29 protein-coding genes are annotated in these 23,914 nt (G+C 69.4%); 12 read left to right on the top strand and 17 right to left on the bottom strand.

The features are described from left to right. The first annotated feature begins 15 nt into the window (after positions 1-15). Positions 16-1,440 (top strand): sensor histidine kinase, encoded by a 1,425-nt coding sequence (locus UC35_RS15135; RefSeq protein ID WP_061501096.1) that lies wholly within the window; start codon positions 16-18, stop codon positions 1,438-1,440. On the opposite strand, the gene UC35_RS15140 is transcribed toward UC35_RS15135, so the two are convergent. The 7 genes from UC35_RS15140 to pcp all read right to left on the bottom strand — a co-directional run bounded on the left by UC35_RS15140 (position 1,419) and on the right by pcp (position 7,266). Beyond that, on the bottom strand, positions 1,419-2,012 hold the full coding sequence (locus UC35_RS15140) for a LuxR C-terminal-related transcriptional regulator (RefSeq protein WP_061501098.1): 594 nt from the start codon (positions 2,010-2,012) through the stop codon (positions 1,419-1,421). The two genes, UC35_RS15135 and UC35_RS15140, sit on opposite strands and share 22 nt — an antisense overlap. Positions 2,013-2,136: 124 nt before the next feature. Then, complete coding sequence (locus tag UC35_RS15145) at positions 2,137-3,426, bottom strand: tryptophan--tRNA ligase (protein WP_061501100.1); 1,290 nt, start codon at positions 3,424-3,426, stop codon at positions 2,137-2,139. After that, on the bottom strand, positions 3,423-4,094 hold the full coding sequence (locus UC35_RS15150; protein WP_061501102.1) for a site-2 protease family protein: 672 nt from the start codon (positions 4,092-4,094) through the stop codon (positions 3,423-3,425). The genes UC35_RS15145 and UC35_RS15150 overlap by 4 nt, the downstream gene beginning before the upstream one ends. Positions 4,095-4,135: 41 nt before the next feature. Further along, the gene (locus UC35_RS15155) at positions 4,136-4,771 is read right to left on the bottom strand and encodes an L-threonylcarbamoyladenylate synthase (protein ID WP_061501104.1); all 636 of its coding nucleotides are present in this window, start codon (positions 4,769-4,771) and stop codon (positions 4,136-4,138) included. Between the two features lie 12 nt (positions 4,772-4,783). Further along, positions 4,784-5,680 carry a DMT family transporter gene (locus UC35_RS15160; RefSeq protein WP_227820338.1) on the bottom strand — a complete coding sequence of 299 codons (897 nt, stop codon included), beginning with the start codon at positions 5,678-5,680 and terminating at the stop codon, positions 4,784-4,786. Next, positions 5,677-6,576 carry a 3',5'-nucleoside bisphosphate phosphatase gene (locus UC35_RS15165; protein WP_061501109.1) on the bottom strand — a complete coding sequence of 300 codons (900 nt, stop codon included), beginning with the start codon at positions 6,574-6,576 and terminating at the stop codon, positions 5,677-5,679. Before UC35_RS15165 ends, UC35_RS15160 begins: the two co-directional genes overlap by 4 nt. A gap of 18 nt (positions 6,577-6,594) precedes the next feature. Next, positions 6,595-7,266, bottom strand: coding sequence for a pyroglutamyl-peptidase I (gene pcp / locus UC35_RS15170; protein ID WP_061501112.1), 672 nt, complete (start codon positions 7,264-7,266; stop codon positions 6,595-6,597). Between the two features lie 45 nt (positions 7,267-7,311). Between pcp and UC35_RS15175 the strand changes: the two genes are divergently transcribed. After that, positions 7,312-8,190: a neutral zinc metallopeptidase gene (locus tag UC35_RS15175; RefSeq protein ID WP_061501113.1), complete on the top strand. Its 879-nt coding sequence runs from the start codon at positions 7,312-7,314 to the stop codon at positions 8,188-8,190. 7 nt (positions 8,191-8,197) lie between these two features. Here UC35_RS15175 and UC35_RS15180 read toward each other — a convergent pair whose 3' ends face one another. From UC35_RS15180 to UC35_RS15190, 3 genes are read right to left on the bottom strand one after another with little or no spacing between them, the layout of a single operon-like run. Then, a complete protein-coding gene (locus UC35_RS15180) occupies positions 8,198-8,695 on the bottom strand; it encodes an ATP-binding protein (RefSeq protein ID WP_061501115.1) in 498 nt (165 codons plus the stop codon). 1 nt (position 8,696) lies between these two features. Then, the gene (locus UC35_RS15185) at positions 8,697-9,044 is read right to left on the bottom strand and encodes an STAS domain-containing protein (RefSeq protein WP_145979487.1); all 348 of its coding nucleotides are present in this window, start codon (positions 9,042-9,044) and stop codon (positions 8,697-8,699) included. A gap of 60 nt (positions 9,045-9,104) precedes the next feature. Then, on the bottom strand, positions 9,105-10,247 hold the full coding sequence (locus tag UC35_RS15190; protein ID WP_061501121.1) for a SpoIIE family protein phosphatase: 1,143 nt from the start codon (positions 10,245-10,247) through the stop codon (positions 9,105-9,107). A gap of 121 nt (positions 10,248-10,368) precedes the next feature. On the opposite strand from UC35_RS15190, the gene UC35_RS15195 reads away from it, so the two are divergent. Next, the gene (locus tag UC35_RS15195; protein ID WP_061501127.1) at positions 10,369-11,796 is read left to right on the top strand and encodes a DEAD/DEAH box helicase; all 1,428 of its coding nucleotides are present in this window, start codon (positions 10,369-10,371) and stop codon (positions 11,794-11,796) included. 195 nt (positions 11,797-11,991) lie between these two features. Here the strand turns inward: UC35_RS15195 and UC35_RS24280 are convergent, their stop codons facing one another. Both UC35_RS24280 and UC35_RS24500 read right to left on the bottom strand, forming a co-directional pair. Further along, a complete protein-coding gene (locus UC35_RS24280) occupies positions 11,992-12,246 on the bottom strand; it encodes a VOC family protein (RefSeq protein WP_227820339.1) in 255 nt (84 codons plus the stop codon). Beyond that, positions 12,222-12,440 carry a VOC family protein gene (locus tag UC35_RS24500; RefSeq protein WP_227820340.1) on the bottom strand — a complete coding sequence of 73 codons (219 nt, stop codon included), beginning with the start codon at positions 12,438-12,440 and terminating at the stop codon, positions 12,222-12,224. Before UC35_RS24500 ends, UC35_RS24280 begins: the two co-directional genes overlap by 25 nt. 104 nt (positions 12,441-12,544) lie before the next feature. Here UC35_RS24500 and UC35_RS15205 point away from each other — a divergent pair, with 104 nt between their 5' ends. From UC35_RS15205 to UC35_RS15215, 3 genes are read left to right on the top strand one after another with little or no spacing between them, the layout of a single operon-like run. Further along, positions 12,545-12,952 carry a GFA family protein gene (locus tag UC35_RS15205; RefSeq protein ID WP_061503858.1) on the top strand — a complete coding sequence of 136 codons (408 nt, stop codon included), beginning with the start codon at positions 12,545-12,547 and terminating at the stop codon, positions 12,950-12,952. Positions 12,953-12,968: 16 nt separating this feature from the next. Then, complete coding sequence (locus tag UC35_RS15210) at positions 12,969-13,517, top strand: cysteine hydrolase family protein (protein ID WP_061501129.1); 549 nt, start codon at positions 12,969-12,971, stop codon at positions 13,515-13,517. Between the two features lie 16 nt (positions 13,518-13,533). Further along, positions 13,534-13,782 (top strand): DUF1272 domain-containing protein, encoded by a 249-nt coding sequence (locus UC35_RS15215; protein WP_061501131.1) that lies wholly within the window; start codon positions 13,534-13,536, stop codon positions 13,780-13,782. A gap of 20 nt (positions 13,783-13,802) precedes the next feature. Here UC35_RS15215 and cueR read toward each other — a convergent pair whose 3' ends face one another. Together cueR and UC35_RS15225 are read right to left on the bottom strand one after the other, a co-directional pair. After that, positions 13,803-14,192 carry a Cu(I)-responsive transcriptional regulator gene (cueR, locus tag UC35_RS15220; RefSeq protein WP_061501134.1) on the bottom strand — a complete coding sequence of 130 codons (390 nt, stop codon included), beginning with the start codon at positions 14,190-14,192 and terminating at the stop codon, positions 13,803-13,805. Then, entirely contained in the window at positions 14,189-16,423 is a 2,235-nt protein-coding gene (locus UC35_RS15225; protein ID WP_061501136.1) for a heavy metal translocating P-type ATPase, read from the bottom strand. Before UC35_RS15225 ends, cueR begins: the two co-directional genes overlap by 4 nt. Before the next feature lie 138 nt (positions 16,424-16,561). On the opposite strand from UC35_RS15225, the gene UC35_RS15230 reads away from it, so the two are divergent. Continuing rightward, complete coding sequence (locus tag UC35_RS15230) at positions 16,562-16,753, top strand: heavy-metal-associated domain-containing protein (protein ID WP_145979488.1); 192 nt, start codon at positions 16,562-16,564, stop codon at positions 16,751-16,753. Positions 16,754-16,787: 34 nt separating this feature from the next. Here UC35_RS15230 and UC35_RS15235 read toward each other — a convergent pair whose 3' ends face one another. Further along, positions 16,788-17,108, bottom strand: coding sequence for a copper-binding protein (locus UC35_RS15235; RefSeq protein ID WP_082793586.1), 321 nt, complete (start codon positions 17,106-17,108; stop codon positions 16,788-16,790). Between the two features lie 11 nt (positions 17,109-17,119). Then, entirely contained in the window at positions 17,120-17,950 is an 831-nt protein-coding gene (locus UC35_RS15240) for a symmetrical bis(5'-nucleosyl)-tetraphosphatase (protein ID WP_061501143.1), read from the bottom strand. A 67-nt stretch (positions 17,951-18,017) separates the two neighbouring features. On the opposite strand from UC35_RS15240, the gene UC35_RS15245 reads away from it, so the two are divergent. Together UC35_RS15245 and UC35_RS15250 are read left to right on the top strand one after the other, a co-directional pair. Continuing rightward, entirely contained in the window at positions 18,018-19,340 is a 1,323-nt protein-coding gene (locus tag UC35_RS15245) for a hemolysin family protein (RefSeq protein WP_061501145.1), read from the top strand. Positions 19,341-19,360: 20 nt separating this feature from the next. Then, positions 19,361-20,092: a SapC family protein gene (locus UC35_RS15250; RefSeq protein ID WP_061501147.1), complete on the top strand. Its 732-nt coding sequence runs from the start codon at positions 19,361-19,363 to the stop codon at positions 20,090-20,092. 4 nt (positions 20,093-20,096) lie between these two features. On the opposite strand, the gene crcB is transcribed toward UC35_RS15250, so the two are convergent. Beyond that, positions 20,097-20,483 (bottom strand): fluoride efflux transporter CrcB, encoded by a 387-nt coding sequence (gene crcB, locus UC35_RS15255; protein WP_061501149.1) that lies wholly within the window; start codon positions 20,481-20,483, stop codon positions 20,097-20,099. Positions 20,484-20,572: 89 nt separating this feature from the next. On the opposite strand from crcB, the gene UC35_RS15260 reads away from it, so the two are divergent. The 3 genes from UC35_RS15260 (at position 20,573) to UC35_RS15270 (ending at position 23,814) form a co-directional block, all read left to right on the top strand. Beyond that, positions 20,573-22,219, top strand: coding sequence for a (2,3-dihydroxybenzoyl)adenylate synthase (locus UC35_RS15260; protein WP_061501151.1), 1,647 nt, complete (start codon positions 20,573-20,575; stop codon positions 22,217-22,219). Continuing rightward, complete coding sequence (locus tag UC35_RS15265) at positions 22,216-23,355, top strand: FAD-dependent monooxygenase (protein WP_061501153.1); 1,140 nt, start codon at positions 22,216-22,218, stop codon at positions 23,353-23,355. The genes UC35_RS15260 and UC35_RS15265 overlap by 4 nt, the downstream gene beginning before the upstream one ends. 108 nt (positions 23,356-23,463) lie before the next feature. Beyond that, entirely contained in the window at positions 23,464-23,814 is a 351-nt protein-coding gene (locus UC35_RS15270) for a hypothetical protein (protein ID WP_061501155.1), read from the top strand. Positions 23,815-23,914: the final 100 nt, after the last annotated feature.

The raw sequence follows: 23,914 nt of genomic DNA on the forward strand, positions 1-23,914 counted from the left end.
CCTAGACTCGCGGGCATGAAGCCCGACACCCTGCCCGCGCCCGCACCTGCGCCCGGGACGGACGAAGCCGAATGGATCGAGGCGCAGCTGGTCGCCAGCCTGCTGCGCACCTCGAGCATCACGCAGCTGGTGGGGCTGTTCCTCGTTCCCATCTTCGTGGCCGTGCTGTGGGACAACGCGGACCCGACCGCCTTGCTGCTGTGGACCGGCGGCTCCATCGTGCTGGCCCTGGCCCGCTTCGCGACCATGCGCAAGTACACGCGCGAAGTCATGGGCGCGGGCGCGCGCGAGCACCTGGAGTTCTTCGGCCGCTTCGGGCAGTTGTGGCCGGTGAGCGCCTTCGTGTGGGGCCTGGCCGCGCTGCTGTTCTTCGGCCGCGTCCGCCTGACCGACCAGTTCGTGTGCTGGCTGCTGCTGGCGGGACTGGCGATGTTCTCGGTTTATGGCCAGTCGGGCCACCTGCGGACCTTCCATCGCTGGCTCGACACGCTGTCACTCACCTGCCTGGCCGTGATCTTCTGGCACACCGGCGTGGAGTTGCGCTTCCAGGGGCCCCTGTACCACTATGCGGTCGCCGTGCTGGTGGTGGTGTTCTGGCAGCTGCTGCGGCAGACCGGCGACCGGCTGCACCATACGCACCGGCACAACTTCGAGCTGAAGTACCGCAACAACGAGCTGATCGAGTCGCTGCGGCGCCAGACGCAGGCCGCGCTCGACGCAGTGGGCATCAAGAACCGCTTCCTCGCCAGCGCCGCCCATGACCTGCGCCAGCCGGTGCATGCGCTCGGGCTGTACGCCGACTGGCTCAGCAGCGAGCCGGAAATGGTGCACCAGATCGCGCCCAAGATCGTCGAATCGACCAAGGCCGTGAACGCGCTGTTCGATTCGCTGTTCGACCTGGTGCGGCTGGACTCGGGCAAGATCCGGCTGAACATCGAGCCGGTGGACCTGGAGCAGCTGCTGCGCGAGCTGGACCTGCAGTACCGGCCGTTGGCGCAGGCCAAGGGGCTGGACTTTCGCGTGCGCGCGGCGCCGGGCCGCGTGATGTCCGATGGCATCCTGCTGCGGCGCATCGTCGGCAACCTGATCTCCAACGCGATCAAGTACACGCAGAGCGGCGGCGTGCTGATCGCCGCGCGCGCCGGGCGCTCGCACGGCTGCATCGAAGTGTGGGATACGGGGCCGGGCATCGATCCGGCGCACCAGCGCGACATCTTCCGCGAGTTCTACAAGGTGCCGGGGTACCTCGGCACGGAGGACGGCTTCGGGCTGGGGCTGTACATCGTCTCGCGCCTGTCCACCATCCTCGGCCACCCGCTGGCGCTGGCGTCCCGGCCCGGGCGGGGGACGATGTTCCGGGTGATCCTGGAGCCCACGGACGAGCGGCAGGCGGTCGACCGCGCGGCGGCGGCTGTCCGTCAGCTGGTCAGCATGCCGTGAGTGCGCGCGTAGTGGATGGTCTGCGTGCGGCTCTTGACGCCCAGGCGCCGGAACAGGCGCCACAGGTGGACCTTCACCGTGTGTTCGCTGATGCCCAGCTCGTCGGCGATCTCGCGGTTGGACAGGCCCCGGTCCAGCATCACGATCAGCTGCTTTTGCCGCTTGGACAGCTTGTTGTCCGTGGGTGAGAGCTCTTCGAAGCCGCCCTCGGCGGCCAGCAGCGCGCGCATCGCACTGGTGATCTCCTGTGCGCCCGCCGACTTCTCGATGTAGACGTCGGCGCCGGCCTCGATGCAGCCTTCCTCGGCGTCAGCGGCCGGCGAAGCGGACAGCACCGCCAGCGGCGTGTCGGGGAACAGCTTCTTGAGCTCATGGATCCCCGAGGTGCCGGTGGTGTCGGGCAACCGGAGGTCCAGGCAGATCAGGTCGGGCTTGCCGTGCTGGCGCACGGCGGCGTTCACGCCGCCCAGGCGTTCGAGCTCGACCACATTGGCGCCAGGACGCAGCCTGCGCATCAGCATCACCACGGCCTCCCGCATCAGGGGATGGTCGTCGATGACAAACAGGTTCATCGCCCGCGTGGCAGGCGGCTTAATTTCTGTGGACATACAACTTAGGATAACGCGAAGGCGTATCCCTTGATAAGGGGAATGGCATTGACCCGCCCGGTGGCACCCACGTGACGGGGCGGTGAGCTCAGGCGTTGAGCAGCGCGGCGATCGCCGATTCGAGGTCTTCGCGCGACACGCCACCGGCCAGCTGCAGCGCCGGGCCGACCGCCAGTTCGCCCTGCTTCAGCTGGGCCACGGCGCGTCCGGCCTCCTGGGGCGAGGCAAAGCCCGCGCTCTGCGCCAGCAGCCGGCCGCCCGCATCGACGAGCTTGAAGTAGTGCAGGCCGTCGCTCTCGCGGTACTGCTTGAAGGACGGGAGCGCCGCCTTCGCCGATTTCTTCTTCGCGGCTTTCGCCTGCGACGCGAGGTTGCGCAGGCCCACGGCGTCCTTGAGCTCGGCCATGAGGGGCGCCGCCAGCGCGCGAGCCTTGTCGGCGCCGCGCAGCAGGATGCGCTCGATCTCGGCCGGGTTGCCCACCAGCGCGTCGTAGCGTTCGCGCATGGGCCCGATCTCGCCGTCGATGTGCTCGAACAGCATCTGCTTGGCATCGGCCCAGGAGATGCCGTCGGCGTAGGCATGGCGCAGCTTGTCGGTGTCCTCGCGCGAGGCGAAAGCCTCGTAGATCTGGAACAGGGCGGAGCCCTCGACGCGCTTGGGCTCGCCGGGCGCGCTGGAGTCGGTCACGATGCCCGCGATCTGCCGCCGAAGCTGCTCGCGCGGCGCGAACAGCGCAATCACGTTGTCGTAGCTCTTGCTCATCTTGCGGCCGTCGGTGCCGGGCAGCAGCGCCACGGAGTCATCGATGGCCGCCTCGGGCAGCACCAGGTGCTCGCCGTACAGGTGGTTGAAGCTGGAGGCGATGTCGCGCGCCATCTCGATGTGCTGCACCTGGTCGCGCCCGACCGGGATCTTGTGCGCCTTGAACATCAGGATGTCCGCGGCCATCAGCACCGGGTACATGAACAGGCCCGCGGTCACTTCGGAGTCCGGGTCGACGGCAGCGGCGGCGTTCTTGTCGACCTGGGCCTTGTAGGCATGGGCGCGATTGAGCAGTCCCTTGCCGGTGACGCAGGTCAGCAGCCAGGTGAGCTCGGTGATCTCGCGGATGTCGGACTGCCGGTAGAAAAAGACCTGCTCCGGATCGAGCCCGATGGCCAGCCAGCAGGCGGCGATTTCCAGCGTGGAGCGCTGCACGCGGGCCGGCTCGTCGCACTTGATCAGCGCGTGGTAGTCCGCCAGGAAATAGAAGTTCTCGGTGCCGGGGCGGCGGCTGGCCTCCACGGCCGGACGCAGCGCGCCCACGTAGTTGCCCAGGTGCGGCGTGCCGGTCGTGGTGATGCCGGTGAGGAAGCGGACGGGTTCGGTCGGGCTCATGGGGAGAAGATCAGTTTCAGGGGCGTCAGCAGCAGGTCCAGGCCGAGGTAGCCGATCGTCATCAGCGGGCGCAGCCACAGTGAACTGACGACGCCTGCGATCACCAAGCCCATCACGATGAAAAAGCCATAGGGTTCGATGCGGCTCACCGCCACCGCCTGGCGGTAGGGCAGCAGCCCCACCAGCACGCGCCCGCCGTCCAGCGGCGGCAGCGGGAACAGGTTGAAGGCCCACATGACGAGGTTGACAAGGATGCCGGCCCGGCACATCTCGATGAAGAAGCGCTCGGAGATGCCCATGTTCGACAGCAGGATCAGCCCGATCGCCCACAACAGCGCCTGGACGAAGTTCGAGATGGGGCCGGCCAGTGCCACCCACACCATGTCGCGTTTGGGCTTGCGCAGATGTCCGAAGTTCACCGGCACCGGCTTGGCATAGCCGAAGAGGAAGGCGCCCGAAGTGGCGAAGTAAAGCAGCAGCGGCATCAGGATGGTGCCGACCGGGTCGATGTGCTTTATCGGGTTGAGCGTCACCCGCCCCATCATGTAGGCGGTGTTGTCCCCCAGGTAGCGCGCCACGTAGCCGTGCGCCGCTTCATGCACGGTGATCGCGAACAGCACCGGCAGCGCGTAGATGAGGACGGTTTGAATGAGGTTGTCGAATGCCACGGCGGGATTGTCTCAGACGGCGATTGCGACCCCCGGAGGGCTCACAGGCCCAGTGCCGCCAGGTCGCCGCGCCCCTCGCGCACCACCTGTGCGTCGCCGCCGGTGCCCATGGGGGTGAGGTCGATCACGCTGGTCGGCTGGGCCGGGCAGGCGCCCGCGTCGACCACGCCGGCGAGCTGGCGCTCGAAGCGCTGCCGGATCTCCTGGGCATCGTTGATCGACTCGGTCTCGCCCGGCGCGATCAGGGTGGTCGACAGCAGCGGCGCGCCGTGCGCCGCCAGCAGCTCCTGCAGCACGTGGTGGTCGGGCACGCGCAGCCCGATGGTCTTGCGGGTCGGGTGGCTCACGCGGCGCGGCACCTCGCGCGTGGCTTCCAGGATGAAGGTGTAGGCGCCCGGCGTGGCCGCCTTCAGCAGCCGGTACTGGCGGTTGTCGACGCGGGCATAGCTGGCCAGCTCGGACAGGTCGCGGCACAGCAGGGTCAGGTGGTATTTCTCGTCCAGCTCGCGGATGCGGCGCAGCCGGTCGGCTGCCGACTTGTCGTCCAGGTGGCAGGCCAGCGCGTAGCTGGAGTCGGTCGGCACCGCCAGCACGCCACCCTGCTGCAGTAAGGCGACAGCCTGCTTCAGCAGGCGGGGCTGCGGGTTCTGCGGATGGACTTCGAAGTATTGGGCCACGGTGCGTTCGTCCTAGGCTTCCATCGGTTCCAGCACGACGCGCCGGCTCTCGACCACCGTGAGCCAGGCGCCAGCCGCGCCGCACACCGCGATGGCCGCCATGCCGGCGAGCGCCCAGCCGTCGGGCACGTGATCGAACACCAGCAGGCCGCCCAGCATGGCGAAGGCGATCTGCGAGTACAGGTAGGGCGTCAGGGTGGCGGCCGGCGCGCGCTGGTAGGCCAGGATCAGCAGGAAGTGGCCGATGGTCGCCGCGGCGCCCATCAGGCACAGCAGCGCCCACAGCGAGGCGCTGGCCAGCGGGGTCCAGACGAAGGGCAGGGCCAGCGAGGCGATCAGGGTGCCGACCGCGCCGGTGTACAGGTGCATGGTGACCGGGTCCTCGGTGCGCGCCAGCCGGCTGGTCAGCACCTGGAACCAGGCGTTGGTCACCACCAGCCCGAGCGGCAGCAGGCTGGCCCAGGTGAAGGCGTCCCCGCCGGGGCGGATGATGACCAGCGTGCCGGCGAAGCCGCCGGCCACCAGCAGCCAGCGCATCGGCGAGACGCGCTCCTTCAGCACTGTGGCGGCCAGCAGCGTCACCACCAGCGGCGCGATCATCACGATGGCGGTGAACTCGCCCACCGGCATGTACTTCAGGCTGGCGAAGGCGAACAGGCTGCTGCCCAGCAGCAGCACGCCGCGCAGGCACTGGAACGGCAGGTGCCGGGTGCGCAGCGCGCGCAGGCCGCGCGCCGGCAGCACGACGGCCGCGGTCGCCGCCGCCTGGAAGGCATAGCGGAACCACAGCGCCATCAGCAGCGGCACCGAGGCGCTCACGAATTTGGTGGTGGTGTCCAGGGTGGCGAAGCAGGCGCAGGCGCCCAGCACCAGCGCGATCCCGGCCAGGGGGTGGGCGTGCGGTTTCACTGGATGCGGCCGGCCACCACTTCCCACACCGGCGTCAGGTCGCCGGGCAGCCAGGGCAGCAGGCCCAGCTCGGTGTGGCTTTCGTCGGGGCTGTGGAAGTCGCTGCCGCGCGAGGCGGCCAGGCCGAACTCGCGGGCGGTGTCCGCGTACTGCACGCACTCGGCGGCGGTGTGGCTGCCGGTGATGACTTCGACGCCGCGGCCGCCGTGCGCCTTGAACTCGACGAACAGCGCGTACTCCTCGTTGGCGGTGAAGCGGTAACGGGCCGGATGCGCGATCACGGCGATGCCGCCGGCCTGCGTGATCCAGCGCACCGCATCGCCCAGCGCCGCCCAGCGGTGCTCGACGTATCCGGGCTTGCCGTCGGTGAGGAAGCGCCGGAACACCTCGCCGGTGTCGCGGCACACGCCTTGCTCGACCAGGAAGCGCGCGAAGTGGGTGCGCGAGATCAGCGCCGGGTTGCCGACGTACTTCAGCGCGCCTTCGTAGGCGCCGGGGATGCCCGCCAGCGCGAGCTGCCGGGCCATTTCCTGGGCGCGGCTGTCGCGCCCGCCGCGGGTGGCGGCCAGGCCGTCCTGCAGGGCGGTATCGGCCGCATCGAAGCCCAGGCCGACGATGTGCACCGTCTGGCCGGCGAAGGACACGGAGATCTCCGTGCCGGTCAGGTACTTCATGCCGTGCGCGCGCGCCGCGGCGGCCGCGCGCTGCTGGCCGCCGATCTCGTCGTGGTCGGTCAGCGACCAGAGTTCGACGCCGTTGGCGGCCGCGCGGGCAGCCAGTTCTTCGGGTGTGAGGGTGCCGTCCGAGACGATCGAGTGACAGTGCAGGTCGGCGTTGAGAATCGACACTCGGGTGATTTTAGGCCGCGTGCCGTGGTTGCGCCGGCGCAGGGACATTCAGCCCGTTCCGGGCCATCAACTCAGGGCGCCCGCCTCCTTGCGGATGTCGGTCACCGTGACCAGCGCGCATTCGATGGCGATCTTGAGGCCGGCCACGATCTCGTCCAGCCGCATCGAGGGCTGGCCCTGGCCGGGCAGCCAAGGCACGTGGATGAAGCCGCCCCGCGTGCGGCGCAGGTCGGAGCGCGCCGCCAGCTCGTGCATCAGGGCATAGAACACGTGGTTGCACACGAAGGTGCCGGCGGTCTGCGACACCTCCGCGTTGATCCCTTGCTCCAGCAGCGCCGCCAGCATGGCCTTGATCGGCAAGGTGCTGAAGTAGGCAGCCGGCCCGCCGGGCACCACCGGCGTGTCCACCGGCTGCTCGCCGGCGTTGTCCGGGATGCGCGCGTCCTCGACGTTGATCGCCACCCGCTCGAGCGACAGGGCGATGCGCCCGCCGGCTTGCCCGGTGCAGACCACGAGGTCGGGATGGTGCCGGTGCAGCAGGTCGCGCAGCACCTGCACCGAGCGGCCGAACACGGTGGGCAGCTGCGCGCCGACGATGCGGTGATCGCCGACCATGCGGCCGTGCAGGGCCTGCACCGCCATCCAGCTGGGATTGAGCTTGTCCGGGCCGAAGGGCTCGAAACCCGTTACGAGAACGGTGGGAAAGCGACGAGCGCTGCTGTCAGCCGCGGCTACCATCGTTTCACTGTAGCAGTCGGCGCGGGTTCCGGCAGGAGAGATGCAATGCGTTGGGAAGGCCATCGGGAATCGGACAACGTCGAGGATGTGCGAGACAGCGGCGGCGGGGGCGGCGGCGGCTTCGGCATCGGCGGCGGCAAGCTGGGCATAGGCGCGATCGTCATCGCGCTGATCGGCGGCGCGGTGTTCGGCATCAACCCGCTCACCATCCTGTCGCTGCTGAGTGGCGGCCCGGCGCCGGTGCAGCAGCAGGCGCCGCAGGGGCACGCACCGCCGGCCGGCGACCGCGGCGCCCAGTTCGTGTCGATCGTGCTGGCCGACACGGAGGACGTCTGGGGCCGGCTGTTCCAGGCCGGAGGCGCCACCTACAACCAGCCCAAGCTGGTGCTTTTCCGCGGCGCCACGCCCACCGCTTGCGGTGCCGGCCAGGCGGCCATGGGGCCGTTCTACTGCCCGGCCGACAAGAAGGTCTATATCGACCTGAGCTTCTACGACACCTTGCGCTCGCGCCTGGGCGCGCCGGGTGAATTCGCGCAGGCCTATGTGATTGCCCACGAGGTCGGCCACCACGTGCAGGACGAACTGGGCATCACGCGCAAGGCCGAGGCGGCGCGCCAGCGCATGAGCCCGGCACAGGGCAATGCCGTCAGCGTGCGCGTCGAGCTGCAGGCGGATTGCTTCGCCGGCGTCTGGGCTCATCATTCGCAACAGGGCAAGCAGTGGCTGGACCCGGGCGACATCGAATCGGCCATGAACGCGGCGGCCAAGATCGGCGACGACGCACTGCAGCGCAACGCCGGGCGCGCGGTGGTGCCCGAGAGCTTCACCCATGGCACCAGCGCCCAGCGCCAGCACTGGTTCCAGACCGGCTACCGCACCGGCAGCGTGAAGGCCTGCGATACCTTCAGCGCGCAGTCGCTCTAGGAGGGCTTCAGCCGCGCGACAGCGTCACGGCCAGGCGGTTGCGGGCGTCGACCCGGCAGTAGGCCATGGCCTTCGCATAGCGGCGGACCAGCCCGACGCCTAACCCGCCGGGCACGGCTTCGGCCAAGGTGGCGGCCGGCCTGGCCGGCCGGGCTTGCGTGGGGTCGAACGGCACGCCGTCGTCCTCGAAGGTGAGCACCAGCTCCTGCGGCAGCCATTCGGCCTCCAGCCGCATCTCGCGCGTGCCGCCCTCGGGGTAGGCGTGCCACACAATGTTCATCAGCACTTCCTCGACCACCAGCTCGGCCTGGAAGACCAGCGCGGGCGTGGGATCCGCGGCTTGCAGGAACTCCAGCAATGCCAGCCGGGCCGGCTCCAGCGCGGCGCGCTGGGCGGCAAGGACCAGGCGCAAGGACGAGGGCGTCGCGGTCCGTGCCAGCACGACGGGCGGCGGTTCGGCGATGGCGCCGGCAGTCCCGGCCACACGGGCGAACGAGGCGGTCACCTCAGGCCGCGAGCGCTTGCACCGCCTGCTGCTGATCGCTGGCGACGGGGATGATCTGGTCGATGGCCACGGCCTCCAGCACGCCCTGGATCAGCTCGGACGCGCCGAACAGCGCCATCTTGCGGCCCTTCCGGTCCATGGCGCGGGCGTTGGCGATGAACAGCCGGATGCCCATCGAGGCCAGGAAGCTGACCCCGGACAGGTCCACCACCGCGTGCCGGTTGGAGGCCACGACCGCGGCCGTGAAGCGGGTCTCGATCTGGTCGACGCCCAACGAATCCATGCGGCCATCGAGCCGCACCAGGCTGATGCCTTCGTCCAGAGGAGTGATGTCGAATTGCATTTGCATGTGCAGGCTCCGCTCGCGCCGTTGACGGGTGGCGTCCCGGTCCAAGTTATGACGTTCAGGTTACAGGAATGTGACCACCAGCAGTGAAAAATCGTCGTCCAGCGGCCCCGGCTTCGCCACCGCCCGCACCGCCTCGTACAGGCGGCCGGCTTCCTGGCCCGCCGGCGCCGCCGGGCCTTCGAGCAGCGGCAGGAAATCGGGCAGCGCCCACTGGCCGCCGCTGCGGGTGGCGACCTCGAACACGCCGTCGCTGAAGATGTAGAGCATGCTGCCCGGCGGCACGGTGGCCTCGGCGCCGTGGAAGGCCGCGCCCGGCATCGCCCCGATCACCAGGTTGCGCGTCTTCAGCGCCTGCAGCGGGCCGCGTCCGGGTCCGGCCAGGTAGGACGCGTGATGGCCGGCGGAGGCATAGCGCAGCACCCGGCTGCGCAGGTCGTAGACCCCGTACCAGATGGAGAAGTACATGCCGTCGTGGCTGTCCATCTGGAACATCTCGTTCAGGCTGCGCAGCACCTGCGCCGGTTCGTGGAAGTCCACCTGGGGCAGGGCACGCTGCCGCATGAGGTTCATCACCGTCACGCTGTGCATGGCCGGGCCCACGCCGTGGCCCGACACGTCCATCAGGTAGACCGCGAACACGTGCTCGCTGAGCTGGTGGTAGCCGAAGGCATCGCCCCCCAGCTGGGCCGAGGGCTGGTAGTGCCAGTCGGTGTGCAAGGGGCCGCTGCGCAGGGGTGGCGGCAGCAGCGCCTGGACGTAGTGGCGCGCCTTTTCCAGGTCGCGCTCGTGCTCTCGCACCTTGTCCGCCTCGCTCTTGAGCAGGTATTCGTGGCGGAAGACCTGCTCGCCGATGCGCAGCAGGCCGCCGTGCGGCAGCTTGCCGCGGCCGGCCACGCGCTGGCCTTCGATGTAGGTGCCGTTGGTCGAATTCAGGTCGACGACCAGCAACTCCAGCATGTACGGCGGGGCGCTCACTTCGCAGTGCTGGCCGGACACCTGACTGTCGGGGATGGTCAGGTCGCAGGTGGCGTGTCGCCCGATCTTCAGCGCCTGCGGCTTCAGTGGCAGCCGCAGGCCGGGCTGCCAGCCCTCGACCAGCACCAGGAAGTGCTCGCGGGCCTCCGGCGGCGGCACCTGGCCGGCCAGCATGCCCACGGTCATCACCATGGTGCGGTCCGAATCCACAGACGATCCGTCGCTCATCCGGCGATTGTGTCAGTTCGCCACCGGATGTAACAGCCCGCCGCCCCGGCCATGGGGGCCCGACGGGCATCGGCGCGGGTGCCGGCAGGCTCCCGGCCGGGCATGGGACAATAGCGGGTTAATGCCTAGTTCCTTCTCGAACCTCCAGCTCGCCGAGCCGCTGGCGCGCGCCGTAGCCGAAATGGGCTACGAATCCATGACCCCGATCCAGGCCCAGGCCATTCCTGTGGTGCTGACCGGGCGCGACGTCATGGGAGCGGCCCAGACCGGCACCGGCAAGACGGCCGCGTTCGCGCTGCCCCTGCTGCAGCGCCTGCTCAAGCACGAAAACGCCTCCACCTCGCCGGCGCGCCACCCGGTGCGGGCGCTGGTGCTGCTGCCGACGCGCGAGCTCGCCGACCAGGTGGCCCAGCAGGTCAAGCTGTTTGCCAAGAACACCAACCTGCGCAGCGCCGTGGTGTTCGGCGGCATCGACATGAAGCCGCAGACGGCCGAGCTCAAGAGGGGCGTGGAGGTGCTGGTGGCTACGCCGGGCCGGCTGCTGGACCACATCGAAGCCAAGAACGCGGTGCTCAATCAGGTCGAGTACGTGGTGCTCGACGAGGCCGACCGCATGCTGGACATCGGTTTCCTGCCGGACCTGCAGCGCATCCTGTCCTTCCTGCCCAAGCAGCGCACCACGCTGCTGTTCTCGGCGACTTTCTCGCCCGAGATCAAGCGGCTGGCCAACAGCTACCTGAACGACCCGGTCACCATCGAGGTCGCGCGGCCCAACGAAACCGCTTCCACCGTCGAGCAGCACTTCTACAGCGTGCCCGACGACGAGAAGCGCCATGCGCTCAAGCAGATCGTGCGCCAGCGCGGCCTGTCGCAGGCCTTCGTCTTCGTCAACAGCAAGCTGGGCTGCGCGCGGCTGGCGCGTTCGCTGGAGCGCGAGGGCCTGAAGACCACCGCGCTGCACGGCGACAAGAGCCAGGACGAGCGCTTGAAGGCGCTGGCCGCCTTCAAGGCGGGCGAGGTCGACCTGCTGGTGGCCACCGACGTCGCCGCCCGCGGCCTGGACATCAAGGACGTGCCCGCGGTGTTCAACTTCGACGTGCCCTTCAACGCCGAGGACTACGTGCACCGCATCGGCCGCACCGGACGCGCCGGCGCCTCGGGCCTGGCCGTGACCTTCGTGACGTCCAACGACAACCGGCTGGTGGGCGACATCGAGAAGCTCCTCAAGCGCAAGCTCGAACTCGAGGCACTGGAGTTCGACGAGGACCGGCCGCGCGGCCGCATCAACGATGGCCGCCGCGCCTGGCGCGAGGCCGGCGAATTGGGCGACCCGCGCGACGTGCTGGAAACCCAGCGCGACCGGGGCCCGCGCCGCGACCAGCGCCCCGCGCCCGCACCGCGCGATCCCTTCTTCGACCAGCCTTACCAGGCCACGAACATCGACCAGGCGCCCACCTGGGAGCAGGCCACCAAGCCCGCCGCCGGCCGCATCTCGGCCAACATCAAGACCAAGCGGAAAGTCGCGGCCTTGTTCAAGGCGGCTGGCTGACAAGGCTTTCAGTTCCGGCGCGGCCGCAACGACTCGCAGCGGAAGTCCTGCGCCCACGGGAAGACGGCTAGCCCAGAGCCTGGGCGGACGCGCAATGGCCCGCTCAGGCGATCTTTGCTTTGGCAGCGCTGCTGTGGTTGATCCCGGACCGTCGCATCGAGCATGCGCTCGAGCGAAGGAAATCCTGACCCGCCTCTAACGCACGGGCTCGAACAACTCGATGGGGTTGCCGTCCGGATCTTCCAGCTGGATCTGCTTGCCTCCCGGGCCGGTTTCCATCTCGTTGCGAAAGCGAAGGCCCGCTTTTTTCAGTGCCTCGATGCGGGCTTCGAGGTCGGCCACGCGCAGCACCACGCGATTCCATCCACCTGGCTCCTGTCGGCGGCCATCCGGCATCGGACGCGAACCCGACGCACCGGGGCCGCTCAAGAGCAAGGCAAGATCGTCCATCGACACGTTGGCAATGCCGGCAACTGCTGTCGTTCGAGCTTGAAGCCGAGTTGGCTGGTGTAGAACTCGACGGCCCGGGCTACGTCCTGGACCTGGTACCGAACGCCGTGAAAGCCCAGGACCAGCGGCTCCTGTGCAGGATGGCCCGATTCGCGCGCGTCTGGCGCCGAAGTTGCCTTTTGTGCATGATTCATCTGGCTCTCCCTGCGGATGGTCGGCTGATCATCCGCCTCATATTTGGTGCGACGACGGTGCGCCCAAGTTCCAACCGAAGCGATGTCACAGGATGTTGATCAGCATGAAGCCGACCTCTACCATCGGATCGTGCCTTTGCGGCGCCGTGCGAGTCGAAGCGAGGCTCCCTTCCAAGTGGGTGGCGCACTGCCATTGCACGTACTGCCGGCGTGCCCACGGCGCACCGTTCGTGACCTGGGCGGGATTTCCGGCCGAAAACGTCACGATCGACGATCCGAAGTCCTTGCTTCACTGGTACGAATCGAGCCAGGGCGCCAAGCGAGGCTCATGCGCCAATTGCGGAAGCCCGATGCTGTTCGCGTCCGACCGGTGGCCCGGCGAGATGCATGTTGCCCGCGCGCTGCTGGACGATTCTCTGGACAAGCAGCCGGCCGCCCATGTGTTTTACGAAACCCACGTTTCCTGGCTCGAGGTGAAGGATGACTTGCCAAAGAAGAACAGCGTGAGTTGATGTACTTTCATGTGCCATGACCACTGCACTCGTACTCATTGACCTTCAAAACGACTACTTCCCCGGGGGCGCCATGGAGCTGGTCGGCTCCGAGGAGGCTGTCGTGCAGGCGCAGACCCTGCTGGCGGCCTTCCGCGCGCGGGGATGGCCGGTGTTCCATATCCAGCATCTCGCCAAGCGGGCCGGCGCCACATTCTTCATCCCGGGCACGAAGGGCGCCGACATCCATGCGGCGGTGGCGCCCGCGGCCGGGGAGGGCGTCGTCACCAAGCACTTCCCGAGCAGCTTCCGCGAGACGACGCTGCTAGAAGGCCTGCGCGGCGCCGGGGCGACCCGGCTGGTGGTGGCCGGCATGATGACCCACATGTGCGTGGACACCAGCGTGCGCGCGGCTGCCGACCTGGGCTTCGAGTGTTCGCTGGCGCAGGACGGCTGTGCCACGCGGGCGCTGCAATTCGATGGCCAGCAGGTCGATGCGGCGCAGGTGCAACTGGCCTATCTGGCCGCGCTGAATGGATCGTTCGCCAAGGTCCAGTCCGCGCAAGCCATCGTCGCTGGCCTGTGACGAGGGAGAGGGCGCCATGCTGCAAATGAGGCCCAGCTGCGAATGCTGCGACAAGGACCTGCCGGCGCAGGAAGCCGGCGCGCGCATCTGCTCGTTCGAGTGCACCTTCTGCGAGGCCTGTGCCACGGACGTCCTCGGCGGCAGGTGCCCCAATTGCGGCGGTGAGCTGGTGGCGCGGCCCACCCGCTCGGTGGCCAAGCTCGCCAAATACCCGGCCTCCACGCAGCGCGTGCACAAGCCGGGCGGCTGCGCCAGGGCCCCCTGACAGCGAGCGAGGGCGGCGCCTCAGGCCTGCGCCAGCTCGTCGAGGATCGGGCAGTCGGGCCGCTCGTCGCCGCTGCAGCAATGCACCAGGTGCTTCAGCGCGTTGCGCATCGCAGCCATCTCTGCCATCTTGGCATCCAGCGCCGCCAGATGCGCCGAGGCGATCCGCTTCACGCTGGCGCTCGAGCGGCGCTGGTTCTGCCAGAGCTTGAGCAGCTCGGCGATCTCGGACATCGAAAACCCCAGGTCGCGGGCGCGCCGGATGAAGCGCAGGGTGTGCACTTCCTTGTCGCCGTACTGCCGGTAGCCGGCGTCGGTGCGCGCCACCCGTGGCAGCAGCCCCAGCGATTCGTAATGACGCACCATCTTGGCGGAAACGCCCGAGCGCTGCGCCGCTTCGCCGATGTTCATCGCGCGACCCCTTTCCAGCCGCGCAGCTTCAGCGCGTTGGTCACCACGCTGAAGCTGCTGAAGGCCATGGCCGCGCCGGCGATCACGGGGCTGAGCAGCCCGAGCGCGGCCAGCGGAATCCCCACCACGTTGTAGACGAAGGCCCAGAACAGGTTCTGCCGGATCTTGGCGTAGGTGCGGCGCGAGATGTCGATGGCGTCGGCCACCAGTGCCGGGTTGCCGCGCATCAGCGTGATGCCCGCGGCATGCATGGCGACGTCGGTGCCGGTGGCCATGGCGATGCCGACGTCGGCGGCGGCCAGTGCGGGCGCGTCGTTGATGCCGTCGCCCACCATGGCCACCGGCTCCTTCAATCGCAGATCGGCCACGATGCGCGCTTTCTCCTCGGGCAGCACCTCGGCGCGGAATTCATCCAGCCCCAGTTGCGAGGCCACCGCGGTGGCGCTGCCGGGGTTGTCGCCGGTGAGCAGCAGCGTGCGCACGCCCTGCGCGTGCAGCGCCGTGATGGCGGCGGCCGCGGTGGGCTTGAGGGTGTCGCCGAAGGCCAGCAGCCCGAGCAGCTGCGGCCGCGCCGTGACATCGGCCACCCACGACACGGTGCGGCCTTCGGCCTGCAGCTGCGCCGCGCGCGCCGCCAGCGCCGTCGTGTCCACCTTCAGCTCGTTCATCAGGCGCGTGCTGCCCAGGCGCAGTTCGCGCTCGCCGGCGCGGGCGGCCACGCCGCGGCCGGCGATCGCGCGCACCTGGGTGGCCTTGTCGAAGGCGATGCCTTCGGCCGCTGCGGCTTCGACCACGGCACGCGCGAGCGGGTGCTCGCTGCCGGCCTGCAGCGCGGCGCTGGCCGCGAGCAGCGCGGCGCGATCGCCCTGCGCCGGCTCGGCGGCGACCAGGCGCGGCCGGCCCTCGGTGAGCGTGCCCGTCTTGTCGAAGGCCACCCGCCGCACCCGGTGCGCCAGCTCCAGCGCCTGCGCGTCCTTGATCAGGATGCCGTGCCGCGCGGCCACGCCGGTGCCGGCCATGATCGCGGTCGGCGTCGCCAGCCCGAGCGCGCAGGGACAGGCGATCACCAGCACGGCCACCGCGTTGAGGATGGCGGCCTGCCAGTCGCCGCCCAGCAGGCCCCAGGCCAGCAGGGTGAGCAGGGCGACACCGATCACCACCGGCACGAACACCTCGCTGACCCGGTCCACCAGGCGCTGGATCGGCGCCTTGCCCGCCTGCGCCGATTCCACCAGGCGCACGATGCGCGCCAGCGTGGTCTCGGCGCCCACCGCCGTGGTCTGCACCACCAGCAGCCCTTCGCCATTGACCGAGCCGCCGGTGACGCGGTCGCCTTCGTGCCTGGCCACCGGCAGGCTCTCGCCGGTGATCAGCGACTCGTCGACCTGGCTGGCGCCTTCGGTCACCAGGCCGTCCACCGGCATGCGCTCGCCCGGGCGCACCACCACCACGTCGCCGTGGCGCACCTGCGCCAGCGGCACCTCGGTCTCGCGGCCGTCCCGGCGCAGGCGCGCGGTGTCGGGCCGCAGCGCGTTGAGCGCGCGGATCGCCTCGGTAGTCTGGTGCTTGGCGCGTGCTTCCAGCCACTTGCCCAGCAGCACCAGCGTGATCACCACGGCCGAGGCCTCGAAGTACAGGTGCGGCATGCCCTCGTGGCCGCGGTGCGCGAACAGCAGGTAGACGCTGAGGCCGTAGCCCGCCGAGGTGCCCAGCGCCACCAGCAGGTCCATGTTGCCGGCGCCGGCCCGCGCCGCCTTCCAGCCGGCCCGGTAGAAGCGCGCGCCCAGCCAGAACTGCACCGGCGTGGCCAGCGCCAGTTGCCAGAGACCCGGCAGCGCCCAGTCGGCGCCGAAGGGCATGCCGAACATCGGGATCACCAGCGGCAGCGACAGCAGGGCCGACAGCGCGACCGGCCACCAGTCCTTGCCGCGGGGCGCGGGGGCGGCCGGCGCGGGTGCCTCGCCCGCGTCGAGCCGTTGCGCCTGGCCGCCGACGCCATAGCCGGCCTGCTCGACGGCGGCGCGCATGGCCTGCAGGTCCAGCGCGGGGTCGGCCTTGACGGTGGCGACTTCGGTGGCGAGATTGACGCTGGCCTCGCGCACGCCCGGCACCTTGGCCAGCGCCCGCTCGACGCGGCCGGCGCAGGAGGCGCAGGTCATGCCCTCGACCGGCAGGCTCCAGTCGATCGTTCCCGCCGGTTGCGCGGGCAGGGTGGCGGTGGCGTTGTTCATGCAGCGAGTCTGAAGCTTCCCATGATGTCAGGGTCAAGCCTGCCGGCAAGCCCATCCGGCCGGTGGGGCTTGTGCAGCTTGACCTTCCGATGATGGCAAGGTCTAGACTGGATGTGTTTGAAGCCAGAGGAGCATCGATTGATCCAGTTCAACATTCCGGCGATGAGTTGCGGCCACTGCGTGCGCGCCGTGACCGAGGCGGTGCAAGGCGTGGATCCGCAGGCCAAGGTGGAAGTCGAACTCGGCGCCAAGCAGGTCAAGGTCGAGTCGCAGGCCCCGCGCGAGCAGTTGGTGGCGGCGCTGACAGACGCCGGCTACGCGCCGGCTTGAATGTCTCTCCCGGCGGGAGGCGCTGGCGCTGGATTCAGCGCACCGGCTCCAGATCGGTGACGATGTACCGGCCGCCCTGGTAGATCGCGCGAAAGCGCACCTTGTCGCCCACCTGGAAGCGGCCCAACACGGTGGGGTCCTTCATCAGGAAGGCCATGGTCATCGGGTCCATGCCCAGGCTGCGGATCTGCTCGTGCTTGAGCGTGACCTTGCCAGCCGGCAGGTCGATCTTGCGGATTTCGCCCCGGGTGTACTCGTCGGCGACCGAGGCCGGGGCACTGGCAGGCGTGGCCGCCTGCAGCGGGGGCAGGACCCCGAAAAGCAGGCAGGCGAAGAGGAGCGTCGTTTTTTTCATTTCGGCCGCCATCATGCCCCGGGCGTTTGCGCCTGCTCGCAGGCCACCTGGATCAACTCGTGCCCGCCCTGCGGGTCGAGCCGCAGCGCGCTGAGGCAGCCGCCCCAGACGCAGCCCGTGTCCAGCGAAATGATGTCCGGCCGCCGCAGGTAGCCGAGCGTGGACCAGTGCCCGAAGGCGATGGGCTGGCCGGCGGTCTTGCGGCCCGGCACCTCGAACCAGGGCAGCATGCCGGGCGGCGCCGCGGCCGGCTTCCCCGACACCTTCAGGTCCATCACCCCGTCCGGCGTGCAGAAGCGCAGCCGTGTGAGCGCGTTGATGATCACCCGCAGCCGGTCGGCGCCGGCCAGCGAATCGCTCCATTGCGCCGGCAGGTTGCCGTACATGCGCGGCAGGAAATCCAGCAGCCCGGGCCCGCGCAGCAGGGCCTCGACTTCGCCGGCCAGGGCCAGGGTCCGGGCCGCATCCCATTGCGGCAGCACGCCGCCGTGCACCATCAGCAACCCGTGCTCGAGGATCGCCATGCGCTGGTGCCGCAGCCAGTCCAGCATCGCCTCGCGGTCGGGTGCGGCCAGCACGGCATCCATGGTGTCGTTGCCGTGCGGCGCACGATCGCCATGGGCGACCGCCAGCAGGCTCAGGTCGTGGTTGCCCAGCAGACAGCGTGCAGCCGCGCCATAGCCCATCAGGCGGCGCAGGACGCGGTCGGACTGCGGGCCGCGGTTCACCAGGTCGCCGAGCATGAAGATCGTGTCGCGGCTCGCCGAGAACCCGATCTTTTCCAGCAGGCGGCCCAGGGGGGCGTCGCAGCCCTGCACATCACCAATCAAGTACAGTGCCATGGTGTCCGATTCTCACATCGATGCCAGGGATGACGCTGTTCTGGTCGCCTGGCTGCGATTCCCCTAGATGGAAGTCCTGCTGATCGCGCTGCTGACGTTGCTCAACGGCGTGTTTGCCATGTCCGAGTTGGCGCTGGCTTCCAGCCGCAAGGCGCGGCTCCTGGCCATGGCGCAAGAGGGCGACGGCGGGGCGGAGGCGGCGCTGAAGCTGCTGGACCACCCGACGCAGTTCCTCTCGACGGTGCAGGTGGGCATCACCGCCACGGGCGTGCTGAACGGCATCGTGGGTGAAGCCGCGTTCAGCGGCCAGCTGGCCTTGTGGCTGCAGGGGTTCGGCGTGGGCCCGCGCATTGCCGGCATCGCCGCCACCGGCGTGGTGGTGGCCGCCATCACCTTCATCACCATCATCTTCGGCGAACTGGTGCCCAAGCGCATCGGCCAGCTCTATCCCGAAAGGGTGTCGCGCCTCTGCGCCCGGCCCATGGCCTGGCTGGCGAAGGCTGCGGGGCCGTTCGTGAAGCTGCTTTCCGCGACCACGCAGGCGATCCTCAAGCTGCTCAAGATCGACAACGCCCGCGGGCGCGGCATGACCGAGGAAGAGATCGCGCACAGCCTGGAAGAAGGCGTGGACGCCGGCGTGATCGAGCGGCACGAGCGCCAGATGGTGCAGAACGTGTTCCACCTGGACGACCGGCCGCTGACCTCGATGATGGTGCCGCGCTCGGACATCCAGTGGCTGGATGCGGGCCTCACGCCGTCCGCGGCGCTGCGGCAGGTCGCCGGAGGCGAGGCGCACTCCTGGTATCCGGCCTGTCGCGGTTCTCTGGACGAGGTCGTGGGGGTGGTGAGCGTGGCGCAGCTGCTGGCCCCGCCGCCGGCCGCCGCCACGCTGGATGCGCTGGCGTTACCGGCCATCTTCGTGCCCGAAACGCTGACCGGCATGGAACTGCTGGAGCAGTTCCGCGCGAAGTCCGGCCGGCTGGTGTTCGTCGTCGACGAGTATGGCGAGGTGCAGGGCATGATGACGCCGCACGACCTGCTCGAAGCCATCACCGGCGAACTTCAGCCCGAGGTGCAGGCCGAAGCCTGGGCCACCCTGCGCGAGGACGGTTCCTGGCTGCTCGACGGCGTGATGCCGGTGTCCGAGCTCAAGTCGCGGCTGGAAATCCGCGAACTGCCCGAGGAAGAGCGCGGCCGCTACAACACGCTGGCGGGCTTGCTGCTGTGGGCGTCCGGGCACCTGCCGGCGACCGGCGAGCGCATCGAGTGCGCCGGCTGGAGGTTCGAAGTGGTCGACCTCGATGGCCGGCGCATCGACAAGGTGCTGGCCCAGCCCCTGCAGGTCGAGCCGCAGCCGGGCGCGGCGCGCACCGACGCGGCGGCGACCTGAGGGCCGGAGGACGGTCGGCGATGCCGGAGACCCTGTACTACGAGCGGCCGGTGCTGCTCGATCGCGACAAGCACCGGCGCTGGCGCGTCACCGCCGGCAGCGGCTTCGCGTTCGCGCGCAAGGCCAACTCCATCTGCCTGGCCGGCGTCGAATTCGGCGAGGCCATGAAGGAGTACGCCATCGTGTTCACCCGGATGGCCAGCCGGCGGATCGCGCCGGTGGCCATGCTCGGGCTGCGCAGCCGGGAGAACCTGTTCGTGGAAGACGACGGCCGCTGGGCCGGGCAGTACGTGCCGGCGTTCCTGCGCCGCTATCCCTTCGTGCTGGCGCACCTGGGCGAGCAGCTGGCCGTGTGCATCGATGAGGCCCACACCGGCCTGCACCAGGACCGGGGCGAGCCGCTGTTCGACGCGCAGGGCGGCGACACGCCGCTGCTGGCGAATGCGCTGGAGTTCCTGCAGCGCTTCCAGCAGGAGTTCGCCCGCACCGAAGCCTTCTGCCAGCGCCTGGAGCAGGCCGGCTTGCTGCGCGAGATGGACGCCAAGGCCGAACTCGCGGACGGCCGCAGCTTCACCGTGAACGGCCTGCTGGTGGTGGACGAGCCCAGGCTGATGGCGCTGCCCGATGCGGTGGCGCTGTCGCTGTTCCGCACCGGCGAGCTGCACCTGGTCGCCATGCACCTCGCTTCACTGTCGAACATGCGGCGCCTGCTGGACCGGATCGCGCAGCGCCAGTCGTCGGCGCCGTCCTGAACCTTCAGCCCCCGCGCCGGGCCCACGCCACCGTGGCGATGCCCAGCGCCGTCAGCGCGAACGAGCCCAGCATGTGGGCAAAGGCCGTCGCCAGCGCCCAGGCCGTGCGGCCTTCCTGCAGGTGCACCACCACTTCGGCGGAGAAGGTCGAGAAGGTGGTGAGTCCGCCCAGAAAGCCCGTGATCACGAACAGCCGCACCTGCGGCGAGAGCTGGGGCGAGGCGGCGAACACCGCCACGGCCACGCCCACCAGGTAGCCGCCCGCCAGGTTGGCCGCCAGGGTGCCTAGCGGCACCGCGGGGAACAGGGGGTTGAAGCGTCCCGCCAGGAACCAGCGCAGCAGGGCGCCGAGCGACGCGCCGGTCGCAATTGACAGAACCGAGAAGAACATGGGCAGCGGCATTCTAGTGCTGCTCTGCCATCACGGGCGTTGCCCGGTCCATGAGCAACCACTAGAGTAGGCCCAAGGAGATCCCCTCGATGCTCGATGGTTTCACCCCCTGGCCTGAGCCGCTGGCGCAGCGCTACCGGCAAGCCGGCTATTGGGAAGGCCTGACCCTGTGGGCCATGGTGGCGCGCACCGTGGCGCGCCTGCCGGACAAGGTGGCGCTGGTGGCCGGCGACGAGCGGCAGACCTACGCAGAGCTGGACCGCATCTCCGCGCGCCTGGGCGCCGCGCTGCTGCAGCAGGGCATCCGTCCGCTGGACCGGGTGGTGCTGCAGCTGCCCAACATCCCCGCCTTCGTCCACTACTACCTGGCCCTGGTGCGCATCGGCGCGATCCCGGTGACCGCGCTGCGGGCTCACCGCCACGCCGAGGTGCGCCACTTCATCCGCGCCTCCGGCGCCGTGGCCTACGTGGTGCCGGATGTGGCGCACAAGTTCGACTACCGGCCCATGGCGATGGAGATGCAGCAGGCGTTTGCCGGCTTGCGGTCGGTGATCGTGGTCGGCGAGCCGTATGCCGGCCAGCTCGCGCATGACGCGCTGCTGGCTGCGACCGACGAGGCCACGGTCGCGGCCACCCCGGCGACGGCGAAATTCGAGGCCGTCGATGTCGCCACCATGCTGCTGTCCGGCGGCACCACCTCGCTGTCGAAGCTGATTCCCCGCACCCACGAGGACTACGTACTCAACGCGCGCTTGTGCGGCCAGGTGGCCGGTTTCGACGAGCGCACGGTGCTCATGGCGATCCTGCCGCTGGGGCACAACTACAACCTGGCGTCGCCGGGCCTGCTGGGCACCTTCTACTACGGCGGCACCGTGGTGCTGGCGCCCTCGGCGGACACGGCGGACATCTTCGCGCTGGTGCAAAAGGAACGGGTTTCGGTGATCGCCGCCGTGGTGCCGCTGATTTCGGCCTGGCTCAGCTCGCCGGAGCCGGACCGCTTCGACCTGTCTTCGCTGAAGGTGGTGCAGAACGGCGGCGCGCGGCTGGCGCCGGAACTGCGCCAGCGCCTGATGACGCGCTTTCGCTGCACGCCGCAGGAGATCTACGGCACGGCCGAGGGCCTGATCAACATGACGCGGCTGGACGACCCGCAGGAGCTGATCCTGCACAGCTCCGGCCGGCCGGTGTGCGAGGCCGACGAAATCAAGGTGGTGGACGACGCCGGCCATGAGGTGCCCGACGGCGAAGCGGGCGAGCTGCTGACACGCGGGCCCTACACCATTCGCGGCTACTACCTCGCTGCGGAGAAGAACGCCGAGGCCTTCACCGCGGACGGCTTCTACCGCATGGGCGACATCGTGCGCAAGCAGGGCCGCAGCATCTACACCGAAGGCCGGCGCAAGGACCTGATCAACCGCGGCGGCGAGAAGATCAGCTGCGAGGAGGTGGAGAACTACATCCTCATGCACCCGGCGGTGAAGTCGGTGAGCCTGGTCGCCATGCCCGACCCGGTGTTCGGCGAGAAGGCCTGCGCCTTCGTGATCCTGAAGGAAGGCGCGCAACTCGGTTTCGAGGAACTGATCGCGTTCCTCAAGACGCACCGGATCGCCGCCTTCAAGCTGCCGGAGCGGCTGGAAGTGGTGGGGCAGTTCCCCTTGAGCCCGGTGGGCAAGATCCTCAAGCGCCAGCTGCGCGACCAGATCGCGGCCACGCTGGAACGCGAAGGAAAGGCATGAAGATCAAGATCATCGGGGCCGGCCCCGCCGGACTCTACTTCGCGGCCCTGATGAAGCGGCACGACCCGGGCCACGACATCACCATCTACGAGCGCAGCCGCCGCGATGCGACCTGGGGATTCGGCGTGGTGTTCTCGGACCGCGCGCTGGAGTTCCTGCGGGCCGACGACGAAGAGCTGTACCAGTACCTGACGCCGCACATGGAGAGCTGGCCTCACCTGACCATCCAGGTCAACGACAGCTGCATCCCCATCACCGGCAATGGCTTCGCCGCCTTCGGCCGGCTGGAGCTGCTGAACCTGATGTACGCCTACGTGGAGAAGCTGGGCGTGCGCATCGAGTTCCAGACCGAGATCGATTCACTGGACCGGGTCGATGACGCCGACCTCGTCGTCGGTGCCAACGGTGCCTTCTCCTGGGTGCGTGCGCAAAACGAGGACAGGTTCGGCACGCGCTGCGACTGGCGACCCAACCGCTTCATCTGGTGGGGCACCAGCAAGGTGTTCGAGAGCCTGTCGCTCACCTTCCGCGCCACCGGGCACGGCGTGTTCTGCGCCCACCACTACCGCTACAGCCCTGCGATGAGCACCTTCCTGGTGGAGGTGGAGGAGGGCACCTGGAAGCGCGCCGGCTTCGACCGGATGAGCCCGGAGGATGCGATCCGCCACTGCGAAACGGTGTTCGCGCCGGACCTCGAGGGCCACCCCATCATCTCCAACAACTCCTACTGGCGGCAGTTCCCGGCGATCTGGAACGAGCGCTGGAGTTTCGGCAAGGTGGTGCTGCTCGGCGACGCGCTGCGCACCGCGCATTTTTCCATCGGCTCCGGGACGCGGCTGGCGATGGAAGATTCCGTGGCCCTGTTCAAGGCCTTCAAGGAACAGGGCGGCGACGTGCAGTCAGCACTGGCGCGCTTCCAGGAATTGCGCATGCCGCCCATGAAGAAGATCTGGGATGCCGCCAACGTGAGCCTGCGCTGGTACGAGCGCATGGACGAGAACCTGAGGACGATGTCCCCGATCGAGTTCGCCTACAGCTACATGACCCGCACCGGCCGGGTCAACCACGCCGAGGTCCGGCGGCGCGATCCGGGGCTGGCACAGGCTTACGAGCAACTGCACCCGGAGGTCGCTTGAGGTCTTGTTCCATCCCCCTTGGGCGAGGGTCAGGGTGAGGGCACTGCGGCGCTAGCACGCCAGCGGCCTCTTGTTCGCATTCAGCGGCAACCCGGCGTCGCGCCCGGCATGCTGCCCGTCGCCCCGGCCTGCGCCCCTCGCGCCGCCGCCGTGGCGCTGTCCAGGGTCGAGCCGCCAGGGGCGCTGCCGCCGGAGGCACCGCTCGCGCCCATGGCGGTCGAGCCCGTCGACGGCGCGCCCATGGCCACGCTGCCCGGGGTGGTCGGTCCCGACATCGTGCTGCTGCCAGCCGTCGTGCCCGCCGGCGCGGTGGCGACGCTCGAACCCGACGCGCCGGCTACGCCCGGGTCCGAGCCGCCCATCGCACCGCTGCTGCCCGGCGTGCTGGCGCTGCCGGCCATCTGCGGGTCGCAGGGCATGGCGCCCGGTGCCGTGCCGGGGGCCGTGCTCGAGGTCTGAGCAAAAACGAAACCGCCGGCCGCCAGCGCGGCGGCCACCATGGAGGAAGTGAATGCCCTCATCGCAGCTCCTTAGCGTACCTGGGCCAAACGGTACTGCC

The organism is Ramlibacter tataouinensis (assembly GCF_001580455.1).
GTDB lineage: Bacteria > Pseudomonadota > Gammaproteobacteria > Burkholderiales > Burkholderiaceae_C > Ramlibacter > Ramlibacter tataouinensis_B.